Source organism: Marinomonas foliarum, assembly GCF_016906065.1.
In the GTDB taxonomy this organism is placed as follows: Bacteria; Pseudomonadota; Gammaproteobacteria; order Pseudomonadales; family Marinomonadaceae; genus Marinomonas; species Marinomonas foliarum.
Genome location: NZ_CP070273.1, coordinates 1220616 through 1246238, shown reverse-complemented (window position 1 = coordinate 1246238; position 25623 = coordinate 1220616). Strand labels below are relative to the sequence as shown.

General features: G+C 43.2%; 24 protein-coding genes and 5 tRNA genes. 10 read left to right on the top strand and 19 right to left on the bottom strand.

The genetic code is table 11. From position 1 onward, the window contains the following. Positions 1-20: 20 nt before the first annotated feature. Together pgeF and clpB are read left to right on the top strand one after the other, a co-directional pair. On the top strand, positions 21-767 hold the full coding sequence (gene pgeF / locus JSY38_RS05770) for a peptidoglycan editing factor PgeF (protein ID WP_205115768.1): 747 nt from the start codon (positions 21-23) through the stop codon (positions 765-767). Positions 768-891: 124 nt separating this feature from the next. Next, positions 892-3477 carry an ATP-dependent chaperone ClpB gene (clpB, locus tag JSY38_RS05765; protein ID WP_205115766.1) on the top strand — a complete coding sequence of 862 codons (2586 nt, stop codon included), beginning with the start codon at positions 892-894 and terminating at the stop codon, positions 3475-3477. A gap of 71 nt (positions 3478-3548) precedes the next feature. Here the strand turns inward: clpB and JSY38_RS05760 are convergent, their stop codons facing one another. From JSY38_RS05760 to JSY38_RS05700, 13 genes are all read right to left on the bottom strand, one after another. Further along, positions 3549-4133 (bottom strand): TIGR04219 family outer membrane beta-barrel protein, encoded by a 585-nt coding sequence (locus JSY38_RS05760; protein ID WP_114413605.1) that lies wholly within the window; start codon positions 4131-4133, stop codon positions 3549-3551. A gap of 114 nt (positions 4134-4247) precedes the next feature. Continuing rightward, positions 4248-4322 (bottom strand) — tRNA-Gln (locus tag JSY38_RS05755). An 11-nt stretch (positions 4323-4333) separates the two neighbouring features. Beyond that, positions 4334-4410: transfer RNA gene (locus JSY38_RS05750), tRNA-Met, on the bottom strand. 30 nt (positions 4411-4440) lie between these two features. After that, positions 4441-4515, bottom strand: a tRNA-Gln gene (locus JSY38_RS05745). Between the two features lie 11 nt (positions 4516-4526). Next, positions 4527-4603, bottom strand: a tRNA-Met gene (locus tag JSY38_RS05740). 10 nt (positions 4604-4613) lie between these two features. Beyond that, positions 4614-4688, bottom strand: a tRNA-Gln gene (locus JSY38_RS05735). 114 nt (positions 4689-4802) lie between these two features. Beyond that, positions 4803-5894, bottom strand: a complete 1092-nt coding sequence (ychF, locus tag JSY38_RS05730; RefSeq protein ID WP_205115764.1) for a redox-regulated ATPase YchF — start codon at positions 5892-5894, stop codon at positions 4803-4805. A gap of 25 nt (positions 5895-5919) precedes the next feature. Continuing rightward, positions 5920-6504 (bottom strand): aminoacyl-tRNA hydrolase, encoded by a 585-nt coding sequence (pth, locus tag JSY38_RS05725; RefSeq protein WP_114413603.1) that lies wholly within the window; start codon positions 6502-6504, stop codon positions 5920-5922. A 21-nt stretch (positions 6505-6525) separates the two neighbouring features. Beyond that, positions 6526-7104: a 50S ribosomal protein L25/general stress protein Ctc gene (locus JSY38_RS05720; protein WP_114413602.1), complete on the bottom strand. Its 579-nt coding sequence runs from the start codon at positions 7102-7104 to the stop codon at positions 6526-6528. 69 nt (positions 7105-7173) lie between these two features. Beyond that, on the bottom strand, positions 7174-8121 hold the full coding sequence (locus JSY38_RS05715) for a ribose-phosphate diphosphokinase (RefSeq protein WP_114413601.1): 948 nt from the start codon (positions 8119-8121) through the stop codon (positions 7174-7176). Between the two features lie 85 nt (positions 8122-8206). After that, positions 8207-9061, bottom strand: coding sequence for a 4-(cytidine 5'-diphospho)-2-C-methyl-D-erythritol kinase (gene ispE / locus JSY38_RS05710; RefSeq protein WP_420844527.1), 855 nt, complete (start codon positions 9059-9061; stop codon positions 8207-8209). A gap of 5 nt (positions 9062-9066) precedes the next feature. Next, on the bottom strand, positions 9067-9645 hold the full coding sequence (gene lolB / locus JSY38_RS05705; RefSeq protein WP_205115760.1) for a lipoprotein insertase outer membrane protein LolB: 579 nt from the start codon (positions 9643-9645) through the stop codon (positions 9067-9069). After that, on the bottom strand, positions 9642-11450 hold the full coding sequence (locus JSY38_RS05700; protein WP_205115758.1) for a tetratricopeptide repeat protein: 1809 nt from the start codon (positions 11448-11450) through the stop codon (positions 9642-9644). The genes lolB and JSY38_RS05700 overlap by 4 nt, the downstream gene beginning before the upstream one ends. A gap of 198 nt (positions 11451-11648) precedes the next feature. Between JSY38_RS05700 and hemA the strand changes: the two genes are divergently transcribed. Genes hemA through prmC form a run of 3 tightly spaced genes read left to right on the top strand, consistent with a single transcriptional unit; the run spans position 11649 to position 14865 of the window. Then, positions 11649-12917 (top strand): glutamyl-tRNA reductase, encoded by a 1269-nt coding sequence (gene hemA / locus JSY38_RS05695; protein WP_114413597.1) that lies wholly within the window; start codon positions 11649-11651, stop codon positions 12915-12917. A 3-nt stretch (positions 12918-12920) separates the two neighbouring features. Then, complete coding sequence (gene prfA, locus JSY38_RS05690) at positions 12921-14009, top strand: peptide chain release factor 1 (protein ID WP_114413596.1); 1089 nt, start codon at positions 12921-12923, stop codon at positions 14007-14009. Between the two features lie 19 nt (positions 14010-14028). Next, positions 14029-14865, top strand: coding sequence for a peptide chain release factor N(5)-glutamine methyltransferase (prmC, locus tag JSY38_RS05685; protein WP_205115755.1), 837 nt, complete (start codon positions 14029-14031; stop codon positions 14863-14865). A 37-nt stretch (positions 14866-14902) separates the two neighbouring features. Here the strand turns inward: prmC and yaaA are convergent, their stop codons facing one another. Continuing rightward, positions 14903-15685 carry a peroxide stress protein YaaA gene (gene yaaA / locus JSY38_RS05680; protein ID WP_114413594.1) on the bottom strand — a complete coding sequence of 261 codons (783 nt, stop codon included), beginning with the start codon at positions 15683-15685 and terminating at the stop codon, positions 14903-14905. 91 nt (positions 15686-15776) lie between these two features. Here yaaA and JSY38_RS05675 point away from each other — a divergent pair, with 91 nt between their 5' ends. The 3 genes from JSY38_RS05675 (at position 15777) to JSY38_RS05665 (ending at position 18574) form a co-directional block, all read left to right on the top strand. Continuing rightward, on the top strand, positions 15777-15962 hold the full coding sequence (locus JSY38_RS05675; RefSeq protein ID WP_114413593.1) for a hypothetical protein: 186 nt from the start codon (positions 15777-15779) through the stop codon (positions 15960-15962). A 53-nt stretch (positions 15963-16015) separates the two neighbouring features. Next, a complete protein-coding gene (locus JSY38_RS05670) occupies positions 16016-16927 on the top strand; it encodes a hypothetical protein (protein WP_114413592.1) in 912 nt (303 codons plus the stop codon). Positions 16928-17026: 99 nt separating this feature from the next. After that, positions 17027-18574, top strand: coding sequence for a methyl-accepting chemotaxis protein (locus tag JSY38_RS05665; RefSeq protein ID WP_205115753.1), 1548 nt, complete (start codon positions 17027-17029; stop codon positions 18572-18574). Positions 18575-18644: 70 nt separating this feature from the next. On the opposite strand, the gene JSY38_RS05660 is transcribed toward JSY38_RS05665, so the two are convergent. The 4 genes from JSY38_RS05660 to hemC are packed head-to-tail and all read right to left on the bottom strand — an operon-like array spanning position 18645 to position 22803. Continuing rightward, on the bottom strand, positions 18645-19874 hold the full coding sequence (locus tag JSY38_RS05660; protein ID WP_205115751.1) for a heme biosynthesis HemY N-terminal domain-containing protein: 1230 nt from the start codon (positions 19872-19874) through the stop codon (positions 18645-18647). Continuing rightward, the gene (locus JSY38_RS05655; RefSeq protein ID WP_205115749.1) at positions 19871-21109 is read right to left on the bottom strand and encodes a uroporphyrinogen-III C-methyltransferase; all 1239 of its coding nucleotides are present in this window, start codon (positions 21107-21109) and stop codon (positions 19871-19873) included. The genes JSY38_RS05660 and JSY38_RS05655 overlap by 4 nt, the downstream gene beginning before the upstream one ends. Further along, the gene (locus JSY38_RS05650; protein ID WP_205115747.1) at positions 21102-21863 is read right to left on the bottom strand and encodes a uroporphyrinogen-III synthase; all 762 of its coding nucleotides are present in this window, start codon (positions 21861-21863) and stop codon (positions 21102-21104) included. The genes JSY38_RS05655 and JSY38_RS05650 overlap by 8 nt, the downstream gene beginning before the upstream one ends. Positions 21864-21879: 16 nt before the next feature. Continuing rightward, positions 21880-22803, bottom strand: a complete 924-nt coding sequence (hemC, locus tag JSY38_RS05645) for a hydroxymethylbilane synthase (RefSeq protein WP_114413716.1) — start codon at positions 22801-22803, stop codon at positions 21880-21882. A gap of 156 nt (positions 22804-22959) precedes the next feature. Here hemC and argH point away from each other — a divergent pair, with 156 nt between their 5' ends. After that, positions 22960-24360 carry an argininosuccinate lyase gene (argH, locus tag JSY38_RS05640; RefSeq protein ID WP_114413715.1) on the top strand — a complete coding sequence of 467 codons (1401 nt, stop codon included), beginning with the start codon at positions 22960-22962 and terminating at the stop codon, positions 24358-24360. An 83-nt stretch (positions 24361-24443) separates the two neighbouring features. Here argH and JSY38_RS05635 read toward each other — a convergent pair whose 3' ends face one another. Further along, positions 24444-25277, bottom strand: coding sequence for a hypothetical protein (locus JSY38_RS05635; protein ID WP_205115745.1), 834 nt, complete (start codon positions 25275-25277; stop codon positions 24444-24446). Positions 25278-25500: 223 nt separating this feature from the next. Between JSY38_RS05635 and lptM the strand changes: the two genes are divergently transcribed. Then, entirely contained in the window at positions 25501-25620 is a 120-nt protein-coding gene (gene lptM / locus JSY38_RS05630) for an LPS translocon maturation chaperone LptM (protein ID WP_205115744.1), read from the top strand. Positions 25621-25623 lie beyond the last annotated feature (3 nt).

Here is a 25623-nt window from a genome sequence, read left to right as displayed (position 1 = left end):
ATTTATTTGCGAGGGTTTTGATGGCTTCTCATCCTAATTCATATATTTTACCGACTTGGCCCGCGCCAGCGTCGGTTTGCGCTTATGTGTCGACTCGTATGGGTGGTGTTAGTAATGCGCCCTTTGATGGGTTGAACTTGGGCCTGCATGTGCAAGATGACCCTGCGGCTGTGAATCAAAATCGTAAATTGTTCGCTTCGTGTATTGATATGCCTGATTCTACGTCCTGGTTAAATCAAGTTCATGGCATAGATGTTGTTCAATTACCCTGTGATCGACCGCTAGAGAGTGCCGATGCTGCAACATCTCGAACTATTAACCAAGTTTGTGCGGTGCTCACTGCGGATTGTTTGCCAGTGTTTTTTTGTGATCAGGCAGGAACTCAGGTGGCGGTCGCCCATGCTGGTTGGCGTGGGTTGTGTGCTGGCGTTTTAGAATCAACATTGGCTCAATTTGATGAAAAAGATGGCGTGATGGCCTGGTTAGGACCTGCTATTGGGCCGAGTGCTTTTGAAGTAGGTGATGAAGTTAGAGAAGCTTTTATGTTGGTGGACTCTAATGCCGCGCTAGCATTCAGGCCTTCGCAGCAAACTGGAAAGTGGCTTGCTGATCTTTATCTACTGGCTCGCCAGCGTCTGTTATCCGCAGGCATTAAACAAGTATATGGCGGTGACTATTGTACTTTTACAGACAGAGAGCGCTTTTTCTCTTATCGGCGAGATGGAATGACTGGGCGAATGGCATCTGTTATTTGGCTAAAAGAATAAGATACTTTCAATTAAAGTGATGGGTGTCAAAAAAATGACACCTCTTCTCTTGAAAATTTAGCTTTCGGAATTATTAAGCTCTTAATTGAATATTTCATCTTATGTTTAGAAAGGATGTCAGATTATGCGTATAGATCGTTTAACCAGTAAATTACAGTTAGCACTTTCCGATGCCCAATCCGTTGCACTTGGGCAGGATCATTCTTACATTGAGCCACTTCATTTAATGATGGCCTTGCTTGATCAACAGGGTGGTAGCACTCGACCTATCTTACAGCAAGCAGGAATTCCGGTTGCCAAGTTTCGTGATAGCTTAAATGAGCTGCTGACACGCCTTCCAAAGGTGAGTGACCATGATGGCAATGTGCAAATGTCTCCAGAATTGGGGCGGTTGCTTAATTTAGCGGATAAAGAAGCACAGAAGCGAAAAGATCAATATATTTCTTCCGAATTGGTCTTGATGGCGATGTTTGATGGCAAAGATGATCTTGCTAAGAGCCTCAAGGCCAGTGGTGTTACTAAAGCGGATATTGCGGTTGTTATTGATAGTATTCGTGGTGGTGACTCTGTAAATGACCCAGATGCAGAGGAAAGTCGCCAAGCGCTAGACAAATACACAGTTGATCTAACAGCGAGGGCGGCAGAAGGCAAACTTGATCCGGTCATTGGGCGCGATGATGAAATTCGCCGCACTATTCAGGTGCTACAACGTCGACGTAAAAATAATCCAGTGCTAATTGGTGAGCCAGGTGTGGGTAAGACAGCCATCGTAGAAGGCTTGGCGCAACGAATTATAAATGGTGAAGTGCCAGAAGGCTTGAAGAATAAGCGTGTCTTGTCTCTTGATATGTCCGCGTTGATTGCGGGTGCTAAATACCGTGGTGAGTTTGAAGAGCGCCTAAAAGCATTGCTTAATGAGTTAGCAAAGCAAGAAGGACAAGTGATTTTGTTTATTGACGAAATTCATACCATGGTGGGGGCCGGTAAATCAGAGGGATCAATGGACGCTGGCAACATGCTTAAGCCTGCGCTTGCTCGTGGTGAGCTGCATTGTGTTGGCGCCACCACGTTGAATGAGTATCGTCAGTTTATTGAAAAAGATGCGGCATTAGAAAGGCGTTTTCAGAAAGTGTTGGTAGAGGAGCCGAGTGTATTGGACTCTATTGCTATTCTGCGGGGCTTAAAAGAGCGTTATGAGGTTCACCATGGCGTAGATATCACTGACTCCGCGATTATTGCAGCAGCGAAGCTCTCGCAGCGTTATATAACCGATCGACAGTTGCCGGATAAGGCTATTGACCTTATTGACGAAGCGGGCAGTCGCATTCGCATGGAAATGGATTCTAAACCCGAAGATATGGATCGTCTGGAGCGTCGCTTAATTCAATTGAAGATTGAAAAAGAAGCCTTAAAGAAAGAAAAAGATAAAGCTTCGAAGTTACGACTAGAAGAGTTGGGTGTAGAGATAGATAGTCTGCAGAAACAGTTTTCGGATTTAGAAGAAATTTGGAATGCGGAAAAAGCGGCAGTTCAAGGGGCGCAAAAACTCAAAGAAGAGTTAGAGTCAGTGCGTCATGAAATGGAAGAAGCTCGCCGTAGCGGAAATTTAGCCAAAATGTCAGAGCTTCAATATGGCGTTATTCCGATGCTGGAAGCAGAAATTGAAAAAGCGAGCAAGGCGGAAGAAACTACTGAAACTCGGCTGTTAAAACGCCGTGTCACTGAGGAAGAGATTGCCACCGTTGTCTCTCGATGGACAGGTATTCCTGTTGATAAAATGCTGGAAGGCGAGCGTGATAAGTTGTTGCGTATGGAAGAAGCGCTTCATGAATCTGTTATGGGGCAGGATGAAGCGGTCCTAGCGGTCTCAAATGCAGTTCGTCGCTCTCGATCTGGTTTGGCTGATCCGAATCGCCCAAATGGCTCTTTTTTATTTTTAGGGCCTACAGGTGTGGGTAAAACTGAGTTATGTAAATCCCTTGCGAGATTTCTCTTTGACACCGAGCAGGCAATGGTTCGTATCGATATGTCAGAATTTATGGAGAAGCACTCGGTCGCACGTTTGATTGGGGCGCCTCCAGGCTATGTAGGTTACGAAGAGGGTGGTTACTTAACAGAAGCTGTAAGGCGTCGACCATACTCTGTGTTGCTGCTTGATGAGGTCGAGAAAGCGCATCCAGATGTCTTTAATATTCTGCTACAGGTTTTGGATGATGGTCGACTAACTGATGGGCAAGGTCGCACGGTTGATTTTAGAAATACCGTGATTGTGATGACCTCTAATTTAGGGTCAGATTTAATTCAGGAATACCAGTCAGCTGATCAATATGAAGAGATTAAAGCGAAAGTGATGGAGGTCGTAGGAATGCACTTCCGACCAGAGTTTGTTAATCGTATTGATGAAACTGTTGTCTTCCATCCTTTAATGAAGTCTCAAATTAAAGGTATTGCGACAGTTCAGCTTGCTCATCTCAATGATAGGTTGTCTGAGATGGGAATGTCTTTGAGCTTGACGGATGATGCAGCAGATCAATTGGCTGAGATTGGATATGACCCGGTTTATGGCGCTAGGCCATTAAAACGAGCAATACAGAAATGGATAGAAAATCCATTAGCTAATGAGTTGTTATCAGGGCATTTTGTGACGGGTGACAGTATTGTTGCGGAGTTATCTGATGATGGTGTTATTGGTTTTTCAAAAGTGATTTAGCTATCTCTAAATCTAAAAAAAAATCCCGCTGAATTACATCAAACTCAGCGGGATTTTTTTATTTTAGATACTTAGAAATCTACGAAAGCGCCAAGGAATATACCTTTTGGCTCAATTTTTCCGTTAGATTTAAAGTCTTCGTTGATAGTTCTATAACCTAGCTCAAGTCCAGCAAAGACAAGTGGCTGGAATTTCACTTTAAATGTCGTGTCAGTAATATCTGCATCACTGTTACCGCCAGTCTTAACTTCAGCGCCAACGGATAAAACGGTACCTGGAATGTCAAAGAAAGCAGATACGTACAGTAGTGGGTAGGTGCCGCCGATGTCAGAGTTGTCATGATCAATTTTTCTAAAAGTCGCACCAACATCCAAATTTACTAATGTTAATCCATCCAAAAGCTCGTAATAGAGCGTGTAATCATTGAAAGGTACGTCGTAAGAGTTGCTACTATCGGTACTTTCTAATGACTGGCGTTGTAAACGAATGTTTGGAATAAGTGGGATTGGGTGCTCAAGGGCGATGCCGAAATATGAGTTAAAATCTTCACCATCATTAATAAGGTAAGATCCAGCTTCAGCGGTCACGCCAAGAACGTCAGCATTTGCAGTGCTTGCTAATAAAGCGGTGGAGAGAATAAGGGCTGATTTCTTCATGGGTATTGTCCATATATCGAGAGGATAAATTTAGGCTAATTATAGGATGAAGAGAGCCAAAATCCAATGAAATAAGGAAAAGATATGATGTATTGTGAAGAATATTTAAATAGATGGCTGGGGTAGAAGGATTCGAACCTACGCATGACGGGATCAAAACCCGTTGCCTTACCGCTTGGCTATACCCCAACATATCGAGTTGGTGGCTATGACTAGATTCGAACTAGTGACCCCATCATTATGAGTGATGTGCTCTAACCAACTGAGCTACATAGCCTTAACTGTAATTCACTACTAAATATATCGATGGCTGGGGTAGAAGGATTCGAACCTACGCATGACGGGATCAAAACCCGTTGCCTTACCGCTTGGCTATACCCCAACATATCGAGTTGGTGGCTATGACTAGATTCGAACTAGTGACCCCATCATTATGAGTGATGTGCTCTAACCAACTGAGCTACATAGCCTTTAGTCTGTTGGCTGGGGTAGAAGGATTCGAACCTACGCATGACGGGATCAAAACCCGTTGCCTTACCGCTTGGCTATACCCCAACAGACTGACACAAAAACAGTTTATACAAATCGATCTACTGCCTCTGTGGCGCGATATTATTCATATAACCCGTTAATGGGTCAAGTGTTTTTCTTAAAATGTTTTATTATCTGTTAAACATTAAAGCGGAAATGCATTACATCGCCGTCTTTTACTATGTAGTCTTTTCCTTCAAGGCGCCATTTACCGGCTTCTTTAGCGCCACTTTCACCCTTGTATTGGATGAAATCGTTATAACTGACAACTTCCGCACGGATAAAACCTTTTTCAAAGTCTGTGTGGATCACTCCAGCGGCCTGTGGGCCTGTTGCGCCTTGTTTGACGGTCCAAGCACGCACTTCTTTTACGCCTGCTGTGAAGTAGGTCTGAAGGCCTAGCAATTCATAGCCCGCGCGGATGACTCGATCCAAGCCCGGCTCTTCCATGCCCATTTCATCAAGGAACTCTTGCATCTCTTCTGCATCTAGCTCAGAAATTTCAGCTTCAAGCTGGTTGCAGATAGGAACAACCATGGCGCCTTCGGCTTCTGCAATCTCTCTGACTTGTTCCAAATAAGGGTTATTTTCAAAACCATCTTCCGCAACGTTGGCAATGTACATAGTTGGTTTGGTGGTTAGAAGGTGTAGAGAGCGAACTTCTTTCTGCTGGTCGTCTGACAGTGTCATAGAGCGAACAGGTAAGCCGTCTTCTAGGTGTGCTTTGATGCTTTCTAGGAAGGATTTATGAGCAATAGCTTCTTTGTTACCGCTTTTTGCATTTTTTGCTGTGCGGAAAAGCTGTTTATCTATGGATTCGATATCGGCAAAGATAAGTTCAAGGTTAATAACCTCAATGTCTAGTTTTGGGTTGACGTGGTTTGAAACGTGAATAACGTTCTCGTCTTCAAAGCAGCGAACAACGTGAGCAATGGCATCTGTTTCACGAATATTGGCAAGGAATTTATTGCCAAGACCTTCACCTTTTGACGCACCTTCTACCAAGCCTGCAATGTCAACGAATTCCATTGTTGTTGCTAGAACTCGCTCAGGTTTAACTATCTCAGCCAAAGCATCCAGGCGTGGATCCGGCATAGCAACAACACCCGCATTTGGCTCGATCGTACAGAATGGGAAGTTTTCTGCGCCAATGCCTGCTTTGGTTAATGCATTAAATAGAGTTGACTTACCAACGTTAGGTAGCCCAACGATGCCGCAATTAAAACCCATAGTGAGATTCCTAATAATTAAGTGATTATGCTTTGAAGCTGTGTAGTTGATTCATTACGGCATTAAGATTGCCGCGAACGATGTCATCAACATAGCGTAATGATTCGTCGATCGTTTGTTCTATTTTGGTGTAATCATCTGGCGCCGCTTTTTTCAGAACGTAATTGGCAACTTGGCTTGCATGACCAGGGTGTCCGATGCCGATTCTGAGGCGACCAAATTCTCGATTGTTCGCCAGCTTTGAAATAATGTCTTTTAATCCGTTGTGTCCACCATGCCCACCGCCTCGTTTTAATTTGACGGTACCTGGGGGAATATCTAATTCATCGTGAATAACAAGGATTTCTTCAGGAGGGATCTTATAAAACTGGCAGACGGCCTGAACCGCTTTACCGCTTAAATTCATATAGGTGGTGGGAATAAGAAGATAACACTCTTCACCAGCTATATAAACTTTGCCAAATTGGCCTGAAAACTTTTTTTCAGTACGAAGAGAGCATTGGCTCTGACGAGCCAATGTCTCAATCCACTGAGCGCCTGCATTATGGCGAGTGTTCTCGTATTCGCTGCCTGGATTACCCAAGCCTACTAATAATCTGAAACCTGCCACAATACTGCCTTCAATGGGATCTTAACGTTTAGACTTACCGATACGAGCGATAGGTTGGTCGTGATCTTCACCTTTAAGCAAAGACACAAGCTCTACGCCTTCAGGAAGGATAACATCAGACAAGTGGAAGATCTGGTCAATTTGACCCTCGATCACGTCTACAGTTAGCACTTCAGGTAGGTTCGCTGGCAAACAACGAACTTCAGCCAATTTAGACTCAACAGACAAACGACCACCTTGCTTGCTAACACCTTCGCTTTGAGCTGCGTTGATGAAGCTTAAAGGTACGCGAGTTGTGATTACTTTATCAGCTTGAGCGCGCTGAAGGTCCATGTGCATAACATCGCCAGTAGATGGGTGACGTTGTAGTGCTTTAACAAGAACTTGCTCAGTTTTGCCTTCTACAGACACTTCAACTAGACCTGTTAAGAATCCTGGAGTGCCAACGGCTTTAAGTAGCTCGTTGTCTTTGAAAGAGATAGATACTGGAGCAGTCTCACCGCCATAAATAACAGCTGGCACTAGGCCTTCGTTACGAAGGCGGCGGCTCGCACCTTTACCTTCTTGAGTACGTGCTACGGCATTAATAGATAATGACATGGTATTTTCCTAATAATTAATAAAGTTTGTGCCCAGAAATGCGACCCGTTCCGAGCGTTAGTGTTTGGCTTAGGCCCCAAACATGGCACTGATAGACTCTTCGTTGCATACGCGACGAACAGCCTCCGCCATAATGTCAGACATCGACAATTGGCGTATTTGAGGGCAATTAAGCGCCTCTTGTGTTAATGGGATGGTATCAGTCACGACCAACTCATCAAGCACGGAATTTTTAATGTTATCGATTGCTTTTCCAGACAGCACTGGATGAGTACAGTAAGCAAGTACTTTTGCGGCGCCATGCTCTTTTAGAGCTTTTGCCGCTGCACACAATGTGCCGCCGGTATCACACATGTCATCTACAAGGACACATGTTTTACCTTCAACGTCACCAATCAAATGCATGATTTGTGCTTCGTTAGCGCGAGGGCGACGTTTATCGATAATTGCTAAGTCAGCATCATCTAATAGTTTTGCAAATGCGCGTGCACGAACAACACCGCCCACATCAGGAGAAACAACCGTGATGTTTTCATGGCCTTGGCGTTGTAAATCGTCTAGCAATAATGGTGTTGCATAAACGTTATCAACTGGAATATCGAAGAATCCCTGTATTTGGTCTGCATGAAGGTCAACCGTTAATACGCGGTTTATACCTACTGCTGAAATCATATCGGCAACGACTTTTGCTGTAATAGGTACACGAGCAGAGCGCACGCGGCGGTCTTGTCTAGCGTAGCCAAAATATGGAATAACAGCAGTCACACGAGTAGCAGAAGCACGACGCAGTGCATCTGCCATAACGATGAGTTCCATTAGGTTATCGTTACTTGGTGCGCAGGTAGACTGGATAATGAAAACGTCTTTACCACGAACATTCTCATTGATCTCGACCGTAATCTCACCGTCGCTGAACTTACCTACGGTTGCATTTCCGATAGGAAGCCCTAGGCGACGAACCACCCTGCGAGCGAGTTCAGGGTTTGCATTACCGGTAAAAACCATCAACTTGGACACTGTGTATACCTTTGTATTTTATAGCGATGACTATTTATTAGCCAAGAGAAGACTGGCTGAGGCAGTGCTGTCGTTTACTGGCACACTAACCTCTATTTTGTTCAATCCACTGGTTTAGCGCATCGTGCGTTGGAGAAGTGTTACAACCACGGCAAACCCAACTCTGCCACTTGTTTGGTGTAGACGATTTTACTCGTTCTGCATCGCGCAAATTATCGAATGCTAAAAAGAGGCAAGCCCCAGTTCCTGTTAGCTTTGCGTCCCCATGATTTTTCAACCATAAATACGCTTCTTCGACCTCAGGATTGTGCTTTATTACCACCTTTAAGCAATCATTATGCCCACCTAGCTTCAAGGCGTGCGATATTCTGATGGGAGGGGTGTCTCTTGTCAAATATTTATCGGTAAAAATTTGACCAGTTGAGACATGGCAGTCGGGCTTGATAAGCAAAAAATATGGAGTGTCTAATTCAACTTTTTGCAGCTTCTCTCCAACGCCTTCAGCAAAGGCGGCAAAACCCATAACAAAAACTGGTACATCAGCCCCTAATTGTACGCCTAATTCGGCCAGTCTTTCTACTGTGAGGTGACATTCCCATAATACGTTGAGTGCCAATAAAGTGGTTGCTGCGTTTGAACTTCCACCGCCAATTCCGCCACCCATAGGTAATTGTTTTGTTAGGAATATATCGATACCGAAAGAGGAGTCTTTTTTGAAAGGAGTCAGCAGTTTTGCTGCTTTGTAAATAAGGTTTTCTTCGGTAGGAAGTTGATCAATAGTTGGTGTAATTGTGACCTGATTATTACGCGTGAGTGTAAAATCTAGCGTGTCACATAAATCTATAAACTGAAACAGGGTTTGCAATTCATGGTAGCCATCTTCTCGTTGGCCAGTAATGTGTAAAAACAAATTTAATTTTGCAGGAGAAGGTAATTGCATCTTAGTTACTGAATAGTCCATTGGTTGATAATTAAATTCACTCTAAATGGAGGGTTAGATACCTGCATTTTTTGTGGCAAGGATAGGCCGTCGACTTTGGTGAAGTTGCTGTAGGTTATCAGCCAGCCATCTTGCTCGATTGTATTAGGTAATTGCCTTTCAGGATCCTTTGTCATCTTTGAAACTGAATTTGGATAGGCCAGCCCTCTCATCCAATAGGTTACTTGCTCGACAGGAAACGCCCAACCTAACTCTTGTTGTAATAAAGAGGCTGGGTTATTGCCCGTAACAACTGTGTCTTCGTATGCAAGAGTTACGACACCATTGCTAGTTTGGTTTAGGTGGGTAGCGCCTTGGCCAAAAGGTCCCACGATACTCAGGGCAAATGTTTTAGGGTCTTTTTGCCAATTGAAGTTGCCTGACACTGCGTCATTCTGTGTTCGTATGCCGACTCTACCGGATGTTTCCCATTTTGAAATAGCGCTTACGCTTTCAGGTGGTGGGGTTATTGGTCCTGTTGGTCTAGAGCTACAGGCGCTAATAATAATAGTTAGAACAAGAATACTGAGTACGCGATAAGTCATGATGATGAGTCCTGTTTGTGTTCTTCGAGTAGCGACGGTGACAGTCGTTCAATGGTATCGATTAAAAGTGGTGTATCGGGTGATGTCTCTAAGGCGCTTTCCCAGATCAATATTGCTTCTTCGTAATGGCGCTGTTTCCATAGAGACTCACCGTAGTGAGCGGCGATTTCTGCATCAGGTAAAATTGACCAAGCTTTCTTTAAATAGTAAGAAGACTGTTCGAATTCACCCTTTAAAAAGAACCCCCAGCCAAGGCTATCAATAATAGCAGGATCACTGTCTGCTTTTTCATAAGCTGATTCGATGAGTTTCATTGCTTCTTCTATTCGATCGGTGCGAGTAAGCAAGGTGTAACCGAGAGCATTTAGGAATTGAGGGTTTTCTGGGTCTTTTTGAAGTAAGATTATTAACTCTTTTTCAGTAATCTTCCAGTTGCCTAGAGTGTCAGCTAGTAGAGCCTTGTGGTAGCGCAAGGAGTCAGATTCAGGAAGTGCAGCAAGCGCATTTTTTACTAATTCGAATGATAAGTTTTTGTTACCCTTTTCCTCGTGAAGACGACTGATAGCGATAACCTGCTCTGGCATGTCTTCTCGCGGAGTTCTGTTCAGTACCATGGCGTTGATATCCTTCTCTTTGCCCAGATCATAAAACCACAGCGCCATTTGGTTGGTCGCATTTGATTGTAAGTTACCATCTACATTTTCCATAAATTCTATGGCTTGTGCTTTTTTATCTAACTGAGCCAGAGCAATAGCGGTTAAATATTGAACCTGATTAGATAGACCTAATTGCTTTTGGGGGAGGTTGTTGGCCGTTTTTAAGGCTAACTCAGCTTGCTCGTGTTCTAAAAGAGAGCGCATTAAGTTAATGCCGACTTGAAGTTTTTCCGGTGTCTCTAGGTTGGCATTTAGGTAAGTATTCGTTCCCTTTTGCGCTTGTTTATTTTCAACAAGAAAATCAATTAAGGGAGTGAGTATTCTTGTGCTTTTGGGAAAGCGTACAGTGGCGGAGTCCAATGTTCTGATAGCATCATCGAGCAGTCCAAGGCTTTTCTGACTGAAGGCCAAAATAAGATAGAGTGATTCGCTTTTCTCTGAAGTTGGTTTTTCTAGGAGTGCTTCGGATGTGGTAATGGCGAGTTGGTAATTCCCTGAAAGTAATAATAGATGAGCATAGCTTAATTGAATGTACTGATTGGCTTTCCGTTCCGGTGATAAGGCGGATATGGCTTCTTCTATAGTTGAAACTTGATCATTCTCACGAACATTTTCTTCTAGATAAATAGGTAGAAAACGCAATGATACGTTATGTCTCATTGCGTTTGTCAGCAAGGTAGTGACTTCTTCTGTACGATTACCTTGTATCAGAACTTGTAGCTTTAGTGCATAAGCCGCTTCTGCATTGGGGGCGACAGAAAGCCATAAGTTAGTGCTTCTTTCTATAAAAATATGATTTTGAGACGCAACAGCAACTTGTATGAGTCTTTTTATTAAAGCAAGGTCGTTAGATTTGTTTGCCAGATCATAAAAGGACTCGAAAGCTTTGTTAGGGCCTTCTCTTTGTAGCGTAAACTCGGCATTCAGAAGGGATTGAATGTCATCGTTGCTTGCTTTTGTTAAAAGAGATTGTTCTTCAGGAGTTAGTGATTCTATGTCCTTGGATATCGTATTGTGACTGCACGCACTGAGAAGAGTGACGCTAAGCGTAGCCACGAGTGTTAGCAGTCCTTTTTTATAAGGCTTTTGTTGTATTTTTTGTGTCAGCCTAAAAACAGCAGGCATGTGTTTTCTCGATGCTAAATTCATATAACCCTTATGGTATCGTTAGCGGCTCGTTATGTCAGTCATAACTATAAACTAATCCTATTACTTTTATTGACCATATGGGGTGCGAAAAAAAGCGAATTTCTCGTATAATATGTCTTCTTTATGTAAAGAGTCATGTTGGGGCAATGCTTGCTCCTGTCATTACCTTAAGATCTCGATCTTTGATAAGAGTCCTGAATGCCGCTAATTACTGTAGGTGTAAATCATAAAACAGCGCCAGTTTCGATACGTGAGCGCGTCGCTTTTGCGCCCGAGAAAATGATAGATGCTTTGTCTTCTCTTATCTCTGAAAGAAAAGCCAGTGAAGCTGTGATAGTCTCGACCTGTAATCGTACAGAGTTATATTGCTCCGTTGAAGATTTCACCAAAGCAAGCGATGTTATTGCTTGGCTAGGGGAATACCATGGTATCGCTTTGTCCGAACTTCAGCAGTATTGTTACACACACGCAGATGACGATAGTGTTCGCCATGTTATGCGAGTGGCATCGGGCTTAGATTCTTTGATTCTTGGCGAGCCTCAAATTCTTGGGCAAGTTAAGTCTGCGTACGCGGTTTCCCAAGAAGGCTCTTGTATTGGCCCAGAGTTGCAATCGCTATTTCAACGCACATTTTCTGTTGCTAAGCGTGTACGTACCGATACGGCTATAGGTGAAAACCCAGTTTCTATTGCGTTTGCAGCAGTGAGTCTTGCTCAGCGAATTTTTGCCGATATTAGAAATAGCACCGCACTATTAATTGGTGCTGGCCAAACGATTGAATTGGTGGCAAGGCATCTTAAAGAAAATGGCATTAAGCGTATAATTGTTGCGAATCGAACATTGGCGAGAGCCGAGGCGTTAGCTAATGAGCTGAACGCAGAGGCAATAATGTTGGGTGAGGTCGGTGATTATTTGTCTCAGGCTGATATTGTTATTTCTTCGACGGCGAGTCAGTTGCCAATTATCGGTAAAGGCATGGTGGAGCGTGCAACAGCAAAACGCCGTCATTCTCCTATGTTACTTATCGACATAGCGGTGCCACGTGATATTGAGCCTGAAGTTGACGAAGTGAGCGATGCCTACTTATATACCGTTGACGACCTTCATTCAGTGATTGAAGAAAATGTCAGAGCAAGGCAAGATGCGGCGCAAGCTGCTGAACAAATGATTGAAGAAGGTGTGGAATCTTATCGGCGAGTGATTGAGTCGAGGAAAGTTTCAGACCTGATAGTGACCTTTAGGCAGTCTGCTGAGGCCATGAAAAACATAGAATTGGAAAAAGCGCTAAAAGGCCTGGAGATGGGGCAGCCCCCAGAGCAAGTGGTTAATAAACTTGCCCATAGTCTAATGAATAAGTTAATTCACTCTCCTACGCGTTACTTGCGTGATGCTGGAGCAGACGCTGACCAAAATGCATTAACCATTGCCTCAAATGTATTGGGCATCTACGAAGAAAAAGATAATTAAAAAATGAAAGAATCGATAAAGTTAAAATTAGAAAGCTTATCTGATCGTTATGATGAATTGGCTGCGCTACTGGGTGTTGCTGAAGTAATCATGGATCAAGAATTGTTTCGTGCTTATTCGAAAGAGTATGCCGAGCTTGAGCCTGTTGTTAAATGTTTTATTGAGTTTCAGCAAATCGATGAAAATATCGCTGAAGCGGAGTTAATGATGACTGATGCTGACCCAGACATAAAAGAAATGGGCGTAGAGGAATACAAAGCAGGTCAAGCGCAAAAAGAAGAACTTCAGTTGGTATTGCAAAAACTCCTTTTGCCTAAAGATCCAAATGACTCGAAAAACGTGTTTTTGGAAGTGCGTGCCGGAACTGGTGGTGATGAAGCGTCTATTTTTTCTGGCGATTTATTCCGTATGTATTCTCGTTATGCTGAGACACAGCGCTGGAAAGTAGAAATCGTTAGTGCCAGTGATGGCGAGCACGGCGGTTATAAAGAAGTGATCGCACGTATCGTTGGTGATGGTGCTTATTCTAAATTGAAGTTTGAATCTGGTGCGCATCGCGTTCAGCGAGTACCAGCGACAGAATCACAAGGCCGTATTCACACCTCGGCTTGTACCGTAGCTGTAATGCCTGAGATGGATGAAATTGATGACGTTATCATCAATAAAGCCGATTTGCGTATTGATACTTTCCGTGCGTCTGGTGCTGGTGGTCAGCACGTTAATAAAACAGACTCAGCGATTCGTCTGACGCACATTCCAACGGGAGTTGTTGTTGAGTGTCAGGAAGAGCGCTCTCAGCATAAGAACCGTGCTAAGGCCATGTCGCTACTTGCGTCTCGTTTGCAAGCAGCAGAGCAAGAAAAAGCGGCCAGCGAACAATCTGAAGCACGTAAGTCTTTGGTTGGTAGTGGTGATCGATCTGAACGTATTCGTACATATAATTACCCACAAGGCCGCGTTACAGATCACCGTATTAACCTAACACTGTATAAGTTAGATGAAATCGTAACAGGTGAATTGGATGTGTTGATTAATCCACTAGTGAATGAGTTTCAAGCGGAGCAACTTGCCGCATTAAGTGGCGATAATTAATCTAGGGTAACCATCACCTATGCGAATTGATGAACTACTAAAAGGCGCTTACGAGCGCCTTTCTTCTATTTCGGAGACAGCTCAGTTAGATGCCCAGCTATTGCTTGCTCATGTCTTGGCGGTGTCGACTTCCTATTTTTATACTTGGCCTGAGAAAGATGTCAGTGTCGCTGACATAGATAGATTTGATAGCCTGTTAGCGCGTCGAGAGTTGGGGGAGCCTGTTGCTTATTTATTGAGGCAGCAGTCATTTTGGAGCTTGGATCTAGAGGTAGCGCCCTGTACTTTAATTCCTCGAGCAGACACTGAACGGTTGGTGGAAGTTGCCTTATCTGTACTTGATACAAATAAAGCGAATCGTATTCTAGATCTTGGCACTGGAACGGGCGCAATAGCCTTGTCGCTGGCGTCTGAGCAGCCTAAATCGACTATCATAGGTGTGGATTTAGTTGCTGAGGCTGTCACTCTTGCTAAGCGCAATGCTGTACGGAATCAATTGAGTAATGCGACTTTTTTGCAAAGCAGTTGGTTCGGGGCGCTGGAAGGTGAGTCGTTTGACCTAATCGTGTCTAACCCACCTTATATTGATCCTGACGATGAGCATTTATCTCAAGGGGATGTGCAATTTGAGCCTAAAAGCGCTTTAGTTGCTGGTAATCATGGTATGGCAGATATTGAGCATATTATTCAAGTTGCCCCTCGTTTTATGAAGCAAGGTGCTTATTTGATGTTCGAACATGGTTATGACCAATCTATCGCTGTGAGAAAGTGTTTTGTCGAAGCGGGCTTTATTGCGGTCGAGAGTTTTCAAGATTTAGGTGGCAATGACCGGGTGACAATAGGGCGTCTCAAGTAAATGAAGTAAGCGCTAGCGCTTACTTCATTGTCGCTCTTTATTTTTGCGGCTGGGCGCTTTCTGGCCGAATAAATACAGGGTTGTCTTGGGTTGATTGTTGAGGGTCGTAGCGATAACCCGCAAGATCAAATGCTTTAAGTTCACCTAGCGTTTCACAGCGGTTTTCTATCAGGTAGCGAGCCATTAGGCCACGTGCTTTTTTCGCATAAAAGCTGATGACTTTAAACTTGCCATTTTTTTCGTCTAGAAAGTTTGGAGTGATCAATGTCGCAGAGAGTTTTTTCTTGTTCACGGCTTTAAAGTATTCATTCGACGCTAGATTGATCAGCAATTCACCTTCTTCAAGAGAGTCGTTAATCTTGGTTACTATGGTATCTCCCCAGAATTGATAAAGGTTGGTGCCTCTATCATTCTTTAGGCTAGTACCCATTTCTAATCGATAGGCTTGCATTAGATCCAATGGTTTTAGTAGCCCGTAAAGGCCACTTAAAATGCGCAGGGAGGCTTGGGCATATTTCATGTCACTTTCATTTAATGAGTAAGCGTCTAACCCTGTGTACACGTCCCCCATAAAGGTATAAATAGCAGGGCGGCTGTTACTTTGGTTGTGCTCTTTTTGCCATTCTTGGTAGCGAGATACATTGAGTGTGGCTAGCTTATCGCTGAGCTTCATGAGAGACGCGATATCTGCGGGTGAGTAGGGCTTAATAGTATTGATGAGTTGTTGAGACTCATCCAAGAGTTCTGGTTGGCTAACCATATCAATACTTGGGGGAGAGGTTAGGTCCAGTGTTTTTGCTGGTGATATTAAAAACTTCATAAGGATTCCATCTGCTTCATCATTGCGTTTGCTAAAGATTATCCATAGAGTGTCGATAGATATCCAGACAATGCTTTAATAGAGATAATTTATGAAGAATAATCTGATACCATTTCCCAAGCCTCGTCAGACTGTCGCTGAAAAAAATAACAATCCTGTGACGAGTGATGAGCTAAATGCTCTTCGGGCGGCATTTGACCAAGCTCGTGCCGATTGGGTTGTTGAGCTTGCAGAGTTACCTGAAAATAATAAAATTTATAGTGGCTCAAAAAAATAGCTAGATTATTTCTGATATTTTACAATGGGCTGCCTACTTAAGGTGTTGAACCCATGCTGCGTTTCCTTGTTCGAAACTCCCTGCCTTTCATGTTTGTGTTTGCCATACTTGGCTTCTTACTACCTTCTGTATCGTTGGCTTTTTTTCCTTTTCTACCTATCGTACTTTTTACTTTAATGTCATTGACGTTGTTGGGAATGAAACAGAACGAATTAATGAAACGATTAAGCAGTAAAGAAATATGGTTTTACGCTGTTTTGCATTCGGCTGTGTTTATGGGGGTAGTCAGTCTTATAGGCTGGTTTTTGTCGTTCGATTCGGATCTTTTGCTCGCGGTCGTTGCTGTGGCGGCCACTGGCTCTTTATTTGCAACGCCCGCGATCGTTCGAGCGTTAGGCTTTGATAGTTTGCAAGCAATGGCAATGACGATCGCAACAACACTGGTTTTGCCTATTTCGATTTTTATCACCTTGATATTCTTTCAAACAGAAAGTGTTGAGCTTGATTGGTCTAGTTACTTTGTCCGCTTAGTGGTTTTTATTTTTGGACCAATGTTATTTTCATTTTTGGTTCATCGATTTTTTCCTGAAGAAGCGTTAAGCCGTTTTTTGATGAAAATATCGCCTTATACCATTTTACTAGTATTTGCATTTCCTTTTGGATTGGTTGGTAGTTTCCGAGTGTTGTTTGATCAAGACCCGCTGGTGGCTCTGAATTATTTTCTTATTGCAACGGGCTTGTGTTGTCTGTTTTTTGTATTGTCGTATCTTTTTTATCGTAAGCAAGGCAAAGCGATCGCACTTAGTGCTGCCATTACTTCTGGTAATAGAAATGTCTTACTGACATACAGTATTGCTGGCGTTTTATTAGGGCCAGCGTTTTTACCTTTAGCTGGTGCTTTACAAATACCTACATATTTGTTGCCCGTTTTTACTCGCTGGCTAAACAAAACCTTACTAAAGTGATGTATGAGAATTTGGATAAGTTTGCCTTATGCTTATTTACCTTATGCTCAACTGAAGGTTCGTTAATACCCCTAGGTAAAGTTTCAAGGATAGCTTTCTATGCGTCAAAATCTACCTGTAACAAAGCAAGAGAAAACCTTTGCTCAGAATGAAAAATTAATTACTACTACAGATCTAAAAGGTCAAATACTCCATTGTAATGATGCTTTTGTAAAAATCAGCGGCTTTGATAAGAGTGAATTAATAGGTAGTCACCATAATATCGTACGTCATCCAGATATGCCCAAAGAGGCTTTTCAAATTATGTGGGAAACCTTAAAACAAGGTAAAGCCTGGATGGGATTGGTAAAAAATCGCTGTAAAAATGGTGATTATTATTGGGTAGACGCTTATGTGACTCCTGTTACTGAGGCAGGTGAAGTTGTTGGTTATGAATCCGTCAGAACCGTACCTAAACGAGAAGATGTGGTGCGAGCTGAAAAGGTATATCAGCGCATTGTGAATGGTAAAAATGTTATACCAAGATCGTTTATGTCATGGAAAGTGTTGTTACCCGTTGGTGGCTTTGTTTTGGCCATTGCAGCGGGAAGTGTCGATGTTCTTTATGGTTTGGGGGTTTTAACGGTAACAAGTTTGTTGGCTAATAGCTTGTTTGTACTAAACAATGTCAAACTGCAGTCGACGTTAAGAAAGCGTTTATCTACGTCTTTTCTTCACCCACTTGCGGGTATTACATACTCTGATCGAAGCTTAGATGTTGCTACGCTAGATGTTGGTGTGAAAAGCTTGCTATCAAGGATGGATGCAGTATTAACGCGTTTTGAAGATGAATCTTTAAAGGTCTCCGAACAGTCTAAAATAGGATTGGAATTGACCCTTGAAACAACGAAGGGTATGGCCAGTCAGCAGCATGAAACTCAAGATGTTGCTGCGGCGATGCAGCAAATGACCACCACTATTAATGATGTTGCCGAGCATGTTCAGATGACGGCTGACAGTGCTAAGTCTTCATCCAAATCCGCAGAAAGTGGGCAGAAAATCGTTGAAGAAACCCGACATTCGATACGTAAGTTGAGTGATACTGTTAATGATATTGGTGCTACGGTACAAGAACTGGCAGATCGTTCTGAGCAAATTGCGCAAGTTGCACAGATGATTGATCAAATTGCAGAACAAACCAATCTTTTGGCTTTGAATGCGGCAATTGAGGCAGCTCGAGCTGGTGAGCATGGTCGAGGTTTTGCCGTGGTTGCAGATGAGGTTCGTCAACTGGCTCAAAGAACGCAAGGATCAACAAAAGATATTCACCATATTATAGAAACATTGCGTAGTGGTGCGAAAAGCTCAGTATCCATTGCCAACCAAGGTAAACAAGATGCGGCGCAAGGCTTAGAGAAAATTATCGAGATGGAGAATTCGTTCGCGAGCATTGTAAGTGCCGTGTCGAACATCTCAGAGATGGCGATGCAAATGTCGGCTGCAGTAGAAGAGCAGGCGCATGTTTCGGAAGATATTAATAGACAGGTTGTACGGATTTCTGACTTATCGGTAGCTAGTTCTGAAAAATCGAACCAATCGAGTGACAGTATTCGCTCCTTACAAAGCGTTGCAGATAATATGCATGAGCTAGTCGTCCGATTTAAGTGATCTGATATGACATTAAAAAGCGCCGTTATGTAAATAACGGCGCTTTCTTTGGTTATTGTTTACAACGTTTCTAAGGTAAAGGTAGTGGTTTTAACTGATCACTAGCTTGATTTAAATTGATCATCATTAGCTCTTGGCTTGCTTTGGCGTCCCCCATAGCTTTAAGTAGACGACTAAGCTCAGCAAGTGCTTCATTATGGCTGTCCAGTGAAAGGGCTTGCTCGTAATAATCTCGGGCTTTACCCCAAAGCATCATAGCTTGGCTTAAACGGCCACAGGCGAGGTATAGATTGGCGCTTGCTGGTGCTTTTTTAAGCCAGCTTTCGCAGTAACTTAATAACTTCTTAGGGTTGTCTTGTTGTATATTGCTGTATTCATAGATGAGTGCTTCGGACCAGTTCTGATTTAAACTCACTCTAATAAAACTTTCAGCTTTAGCATCATCACCAAAGTGAATCAGTGTTTGGGCGTACAGCTTTCTCATACGGTCGTCTTGCGACAGTGTATCTAGCTTATTCCATAGACTTTCCACTTCAGACACGAGCTCTTTCTTATTCTGTCCAAGCTTATTTCGAAATTTAATTTTATCTAATAATGCTAGAAAGGCGTTCTTTTCTAGCTCGAGCATATTGTCGCCATCAAAAATACCCTCTTTTTTGAGTGTAGGGGTAAGTGCTAATAAAGCATCCCAATCTTTTAGTCGAGTGTAGACACTGACTAGCATTTTTAAGGTTTGTCGATGCTTTGGTTTTAGTTTTTGCAAGCGTAGTAGCGAGGCAAGAGCGCCTTCGTAGTGCTCTTGCTTTATTTGTATCTGACTTTGAGCAAAGCCAATGGCGAACTCTGCTTCAGGTGTGGATTTATGGGCAGAACGCAGTAGGGCTTTGGAGCGCTCGTGTTCATCTTGCTCGCTGGCTGCGTAAGCTGCACCAATGTAGTTTATTAATGGGTAAGGGACTTTCTCTGCGCTATTGGTAAGCAGTTTCTCCGCTTTGTTCCAATTGCCACCAACAAGCTCCAACATACCCCGAATAGTATTTCGAGACGCTCTTTTTTGCGCTAGGTTTCCTGTTACTTTTGCCAGAGAGTTGCTTGGTCGTAGTGTGATGAACAATATGCGTTTTACCCAGCTAAGCACGTAGAGTGTGATGATCATGGCGACGATCAAAACCCATAAGCTGGTTTCAATAGTGACACCGTTATACGCTAGTAAAACGTAGCCACTATCTTGGCGCATGAGCAGCCCCAAAACGCCACCAACGGCCATCATGATAACTAATAAAAAGAGGAGTTTTCTCATGCATTATCTCCTGATTCTATTTGAGGCGAAGTGCTGTTTGTTGAGTCTGCTGAGTTAATTGTCTCAGTATTTTCTGCTCCACGAGAGTTCCATTCTTTCGTTAATGATTTTACTGCCAATAGTGAATCTCTTGGCGATGGTAAATCTGGAGAAGGATTGAGTTGTTGTAGTGCGGTTAAACTGGCTAGAAATGTAGTAACTGTAGTTGACTGGGTTTCAAAATGCTCCGTTGTCGCATTGGCTACTCGAGATAAGGCTTGCTGATAAATGGCAGGCTCACCCTTTATTAATGCGACTTGAGCCACTTCCAATTGTAACTGTAAACCAGTAATAAGTTGTTGGTATTCTGCTGGTGGTAGTAATGCTTTAATGGGTTTGTGATTGTAGTTAATCACCACCAATGAGCGTATCGATGTCCAAAAGCTATCCAACACTGATTTAAAGCTGTTAACGGAGGTGTTTTCTACTTCCGCATTCTCGGATAAGGTTTTTGATGTGTTGGCCTGCCATTCTTTCGATGGTTCCCGCTGAGGCAGTGATTCAACACTGTCATACAGAGTGTTTAACTGAAGATATGCGCCTTCTAAATCAAACTGATTGATCGACTTTAAGGCTTGGATGTCCTTGGCGAGAGCTTTTCGTGTTGCAAACACAATCGGGTCTTGTAATTCGTTTAGAATGTCGTCAGCGTTCGAAAGTAGAGTGACAGCGCCGCTGCTATCGGCTTCCAATAATAGTCGCTGGTTTGCAAGTCGAATCAAATATTCCGCTTCCGCTAATTTCCAATCTTCTTTGGTCGTGTTGCTTAGGCGATTAAGCTTCGCTTGAAGCGATTGTAATTTTTCGTTCTGTAGAGCTTGCTGTGTTATCAATTGCTCTTTCTGAGATTGAATCACTTGATCGGATAAACTGACTTTTTTTATGAGTTCGCTTAGTTGAGATTGGTTAAGTGTATTACCAGAAAGTTTACTGCTTAGTGTGTTTTGCTGCGCCATCAGTTGTTGGACGTCTTGTGGAAGTGTAGTTTGAATACTTTGGAAATAAAGCCAGCCGCTGGTTGCAACGGCGATAGCAGAAAGGCCTAAGGCAAGAGAGCCTAATATATTGCTTGTTGACGTATTTTCGTCTTTTGATTGTGGAGAACTTGACTGATCGGCATTATCTTTTAGTGCCGTGACAGGAGTGGCTTCAGTTGCATCTTTTGGTTGTTTCTCTTGCTGGTTGCTCTCAGTCATTCTGTTTTCCTGTATGAAGTTCCGTCGCTTTGATCAAGCTGTTATCGTCTGCGCCATTTGCGCACGAGGCATTTATCCAACCCATTTCTTTTGCTTGCTGATTGACCCTAATACTCGGTGTCATTATCGGCAGAGCTTTCCACCCTAGTTTATTCTTTGATACGTATTCTGATAGGTTGAGTAAACTTTCGCCACTGGTAGCCCATATTAAATTGATATCGGGCAGCATGAAGAAAGTTTGAGCTGAATACTGAGGTTTTTTTCTTTCATAGAGTGAAAGGTAGCTAATTTTTGCTCCTCGCTCTTCTAGTTTATTACCCAGTTCTGGGCGACCACCTTCACCGCGAACAATCAGTATTTTCTGATCTTTCATTCTTGCAGGTTTCAACCAATCAAGTAAGGCTTCTGTGGTGTGCCCTGGATTTGATAGCGCTGGAACACCCTCATCAAGCAATGTCTGTGTTGTTCCTTGACCTATGCCTATCCAATGAACACTGGCAGGCAGCATTGGCCAACAGTCATCCAACCAATCACAAGCGAGCCGAGCTGCATTTTTACTGACAAATATGACGTAATCAAATGTGTCGATATCAAATACTTGTGCTCGAATGGCAGCTTTCTTGTTTGCCTCTTCTATCGGTGAAATTTCCAGCATAGGAAGTGGAACCGCTACCCAGCCATGAGTGCGAACACGTTCACAGCTGAGTGAGTTTTCAGGCTCGGGCCGAGTGATGAGGATCTGACAGTCTTGCACCAATGTTTCGCCTATTTTATTTGTACAAAGCATCAAGAATGACGTCAGCGCCACGGGCAAGTAAATCATCGGCTAATTGAACGCCTAGTGATTTAGCATCGTCTTTGTGTCCACGAATTTCACCTTCAATCATGGTTTTGCCGTCTGGGCTACCTACTAAACCTCTTAGCCAAAGAGTATCTTCGTTTAATATAGCAAAACAGGCAATAGGAGCTTGGCAACCACCATTAAGGCGTTCATTCACTGCGCGTTCAGCGGTTACGCGAATGGCTGTTTCTTCATGCTGTAATGGGGCTAATAAATTAATGGTTTGCATGTCATCGGAGCGGCACTCAATGCCCATTGCACCTTGTCCGCCCGCGGGCAAACTTGTGTCGGCTGGAATTTTTTGTCTAATTCGATCAAACATTTCTAGACGAATTAAGCCAGCGGTTGCCAGAATGATGGCATCGTATTCACCGTCGTCCATTTTTCTTAGTCGCGTGTTGACGTTGCCGCGTAGGTCTTTAATAATCAAGTCAGGACGATTCATTTTTAATTGACAAGAGCGTCGTAAGCTTGATGTTCCTACGACTGCGCCACTGGGTAATTGATCCAGTGATTCCACTTTATTGGAAACAAAGGCATCACTAGGGTCCTCCCGCTCACAAATGACGGCAAGACCTAACCCTTCTGGGAACGCCATTGGTACATCTTTCATGGAGTGCACGGCGATGTCTGCGCGGCCTTCAATAAGAGCGCTTTCTAATTCTTTAACAAAGAGGCCTTTTCCGCCAATTTTAGAAAGTGGTGAATCTAAGATTTGATCGCCTTTTGTTGTCATGCCAAGCAATTCAACTTTCATATCTGGGTAGAGGCTTTCTAGTTGCGCTTTGACGTTGTTGGCTTGCCAAAGGGCTAACTGGCTTTCTCTGGTTGCAATCACAATCTTATCTTTCACTTCATCTCCTAATGACTTGTAGATGGACAAATACCTTTCAATTTTCTGCTTCAATGATACTCGCTAAGAAGGACTCCGTCATCTTTCAATGCTTTATAAGTCGAGGCGCTTAATGTACTCTTGGCAGCTGTTTGAATTTGTGTGGGAACCAACCGAATGACTGATACTAATAAAACCACGAACCAGCAATGGGGTGGTCGTTTTTCTGAGCCTGTTGATGCGTTTGTCGCGCGTTTTACTGCGTCTGTTGAGTTTGATCAACGTATGGCTAAACAGGATATTCAAGGGTCAATTGCTCACGGCAAAATGCTGGCTAGCGTTGGTGTTTTGACGGAAGAAGAACGAGATCAGATTATTCAGGGTCTGACCGAAATTGAAGATGAAATTGCCCGTGGCGAGTTTGAGTGGTCTGTTGAGTTAGAAGATGTCCACATGAACATCGAAGCTCGCTTGACGCAGAAGATCGGTATTACTGGCAAGAAACTGCACACAGGTCGTTCTCGTAACGACCAAGTAGCCACAGACATTCGCCTTTATATGCGTGATGAAGTGGATTTCTTGATGGAAGAAGTGACTCGACTTCAGCAGGGGATTTTGAGTTTGGCGGAAAAAGAAGCCAATACAATTATGCCGGGCTTTACTCACTTGCAAACGGCTCAGCCAGTTACTTTTGGTCATCATTTGATGGCTTGGTATGAAATGATGCAGCGTGATTACGAGCGTCTGGTGGATTGCCGTAAACGTATTAATATTTTACCGCTTGGTGCGGCGGCGCTAGCGGGTACAACTTATCCGATTGATCGTCATATGACCGCTGAGTTACTAGGGTTTGAGCGTCCGACTTATAACTCATTGGATTCTGTTAGTGACCGAGATTTTGCTATCGAGTTCACGGCAACAGCGTCTATCATCATGATGCATATGTCTCGTTGGGCAGAAGAGATGGTGATGTGGGTATCTGCGCAGTTTAATTTCATTTATTTGCCAGATCGCTTCTGTACAGGCTCATCTATTATGCCGCAGAAGAAAAATCCTGATGTGCCAGAATTGGTTCGAGGCAAAACCGGTCGTGTTTACGGACATTTGATGGGCTTGTTAACTTTGATGAAGTCTCAGTGTCTGGCGTACAACAAAGATAACCAAGAAGACAAAGAGCCTTTGTTTGATACGGTTGACACGCTAAAAGGTTCATTGCGTGCCTTTGCCGATATGATTCCTGCAATAGAGTCTCGTAAAGAGCATATGTATGAAGCGGCTCGCCGTGGTTTCTCTACTGCAACCGATTTGGCGGATTACTTGGTTCGTCACGGTGTGGCTTTCCGAGACGCTCATGAAATCGTTGGTAAAGCGGTTGGCTATGGCGTGAAAGAAGGTAAAGATTTATCCGAAATGACGCTGGAAGAGCTACAGTCTTTCGGTAGCATGATTGAAGCGGATGTTTTTGATGTTTTGACACTTGAAGGTTCTGTTGCGGCCCGTAATCACATTGGTGGAACGGCTCCAGCTCAAGTGTTACTAGCAGTAGAGCGCGCTAAAGCAGATTTAGCTGCGCGCTAAGTTTTGCTAGACTAAATGACAATGCTAAAAAAGCGGTAACCTTAGGGTTGCCGCTTTTTTTATGTGTGTCAGGCCTCAGAGGGTTATTGTTTTATTGGTTGATCTAGGTTGAATGGCGAATCCGGACCTAATACTTCATTTGTGATGATGCTAGGTGAAATATTTAGTTCAAAGTGAAAAAGTTTGGATTTGACACCGCAGCCGTCAAACACAATGGCCCAACCTTCATTGCTGCCTTCTTTGGGTAGTTTCCAGCAAACCCCTTTGATGTTGACATAGCGTGTTCCATCCGCGTCTTTTGTTATTGGGTAGTCCACTTCTTTTGTTAGGCCTTTCAGATAGTCTTTTTGTGCTTTTTTGGATTCTTCAATTTTATCCCTTAGTTCAGCGGAGAAAACATCAGCTAGTGATTCGTTGGTTGCTTCTGGTGATAAGGATACTTTTGATAAATCTAGAAGGTCCGGTTTATCTAAGTTTAATTGCGATGGGGCCAAAATAGAGCCCTGTTCGGTACTCTGTAATTCGCCTTCCTGCAATCCATCCGCAGAATCTGCTAACTCGTTATTCATGTTGCTAACGATCTCTTCGGGATCAAATTCAATTTCTCTTTCACTGAGCTCTTTGCCTGTCGGAACTTCAGTGTTATTGGCAGATGATGGCTCAACTTGTTCTGTGTTTGTGGGATGTGCATCTTCAGGTGTGTCAGAAGATGTCATTTCTTTATCTTGTGCAAATGTACCTGCTTCTACAGGTTGATCGTTTTGGCTGTTTTGTGCAGGTAATAACAATAATTCAAAGGTGGAAGGTCGAGTGTCTATATCAAACCAATGTTGGTTTTCTGATATTTCAATTATGAGTATGTGTATTGCGATGGCGCAGGCAAGTGCAGCCATCCATGGGGCAATCCTGTTTCTCATAGTCTTTCTTATTGTTCGCGCTTTATTGATGTTGGTGATGTTTGAGTCCAAGTTAAGTCGGTACTTTATAGCTTGAGGCTAATATAGCAAATTCAAGCTCGTACGCATGCTAAATCTATTGAAAGAATTCTTTGAAAAGATTATCCATGTAATTAACTCGCTGGGGTTGGGAAACGAACTGGCTGCAAGGTATACTGTCTCAATCAAAAATAGAAGAGATAAGATGATGTCTAAGTGGGCTTTAGTATGTGTTTTGGCTGTTGTTTTGGCCGCTTGTGGAAATAAAGGTGCTCTTTATTTGCCAAATGATGCTGCTGTGCCACAACAAGAGTCGTCTTTATAGCTG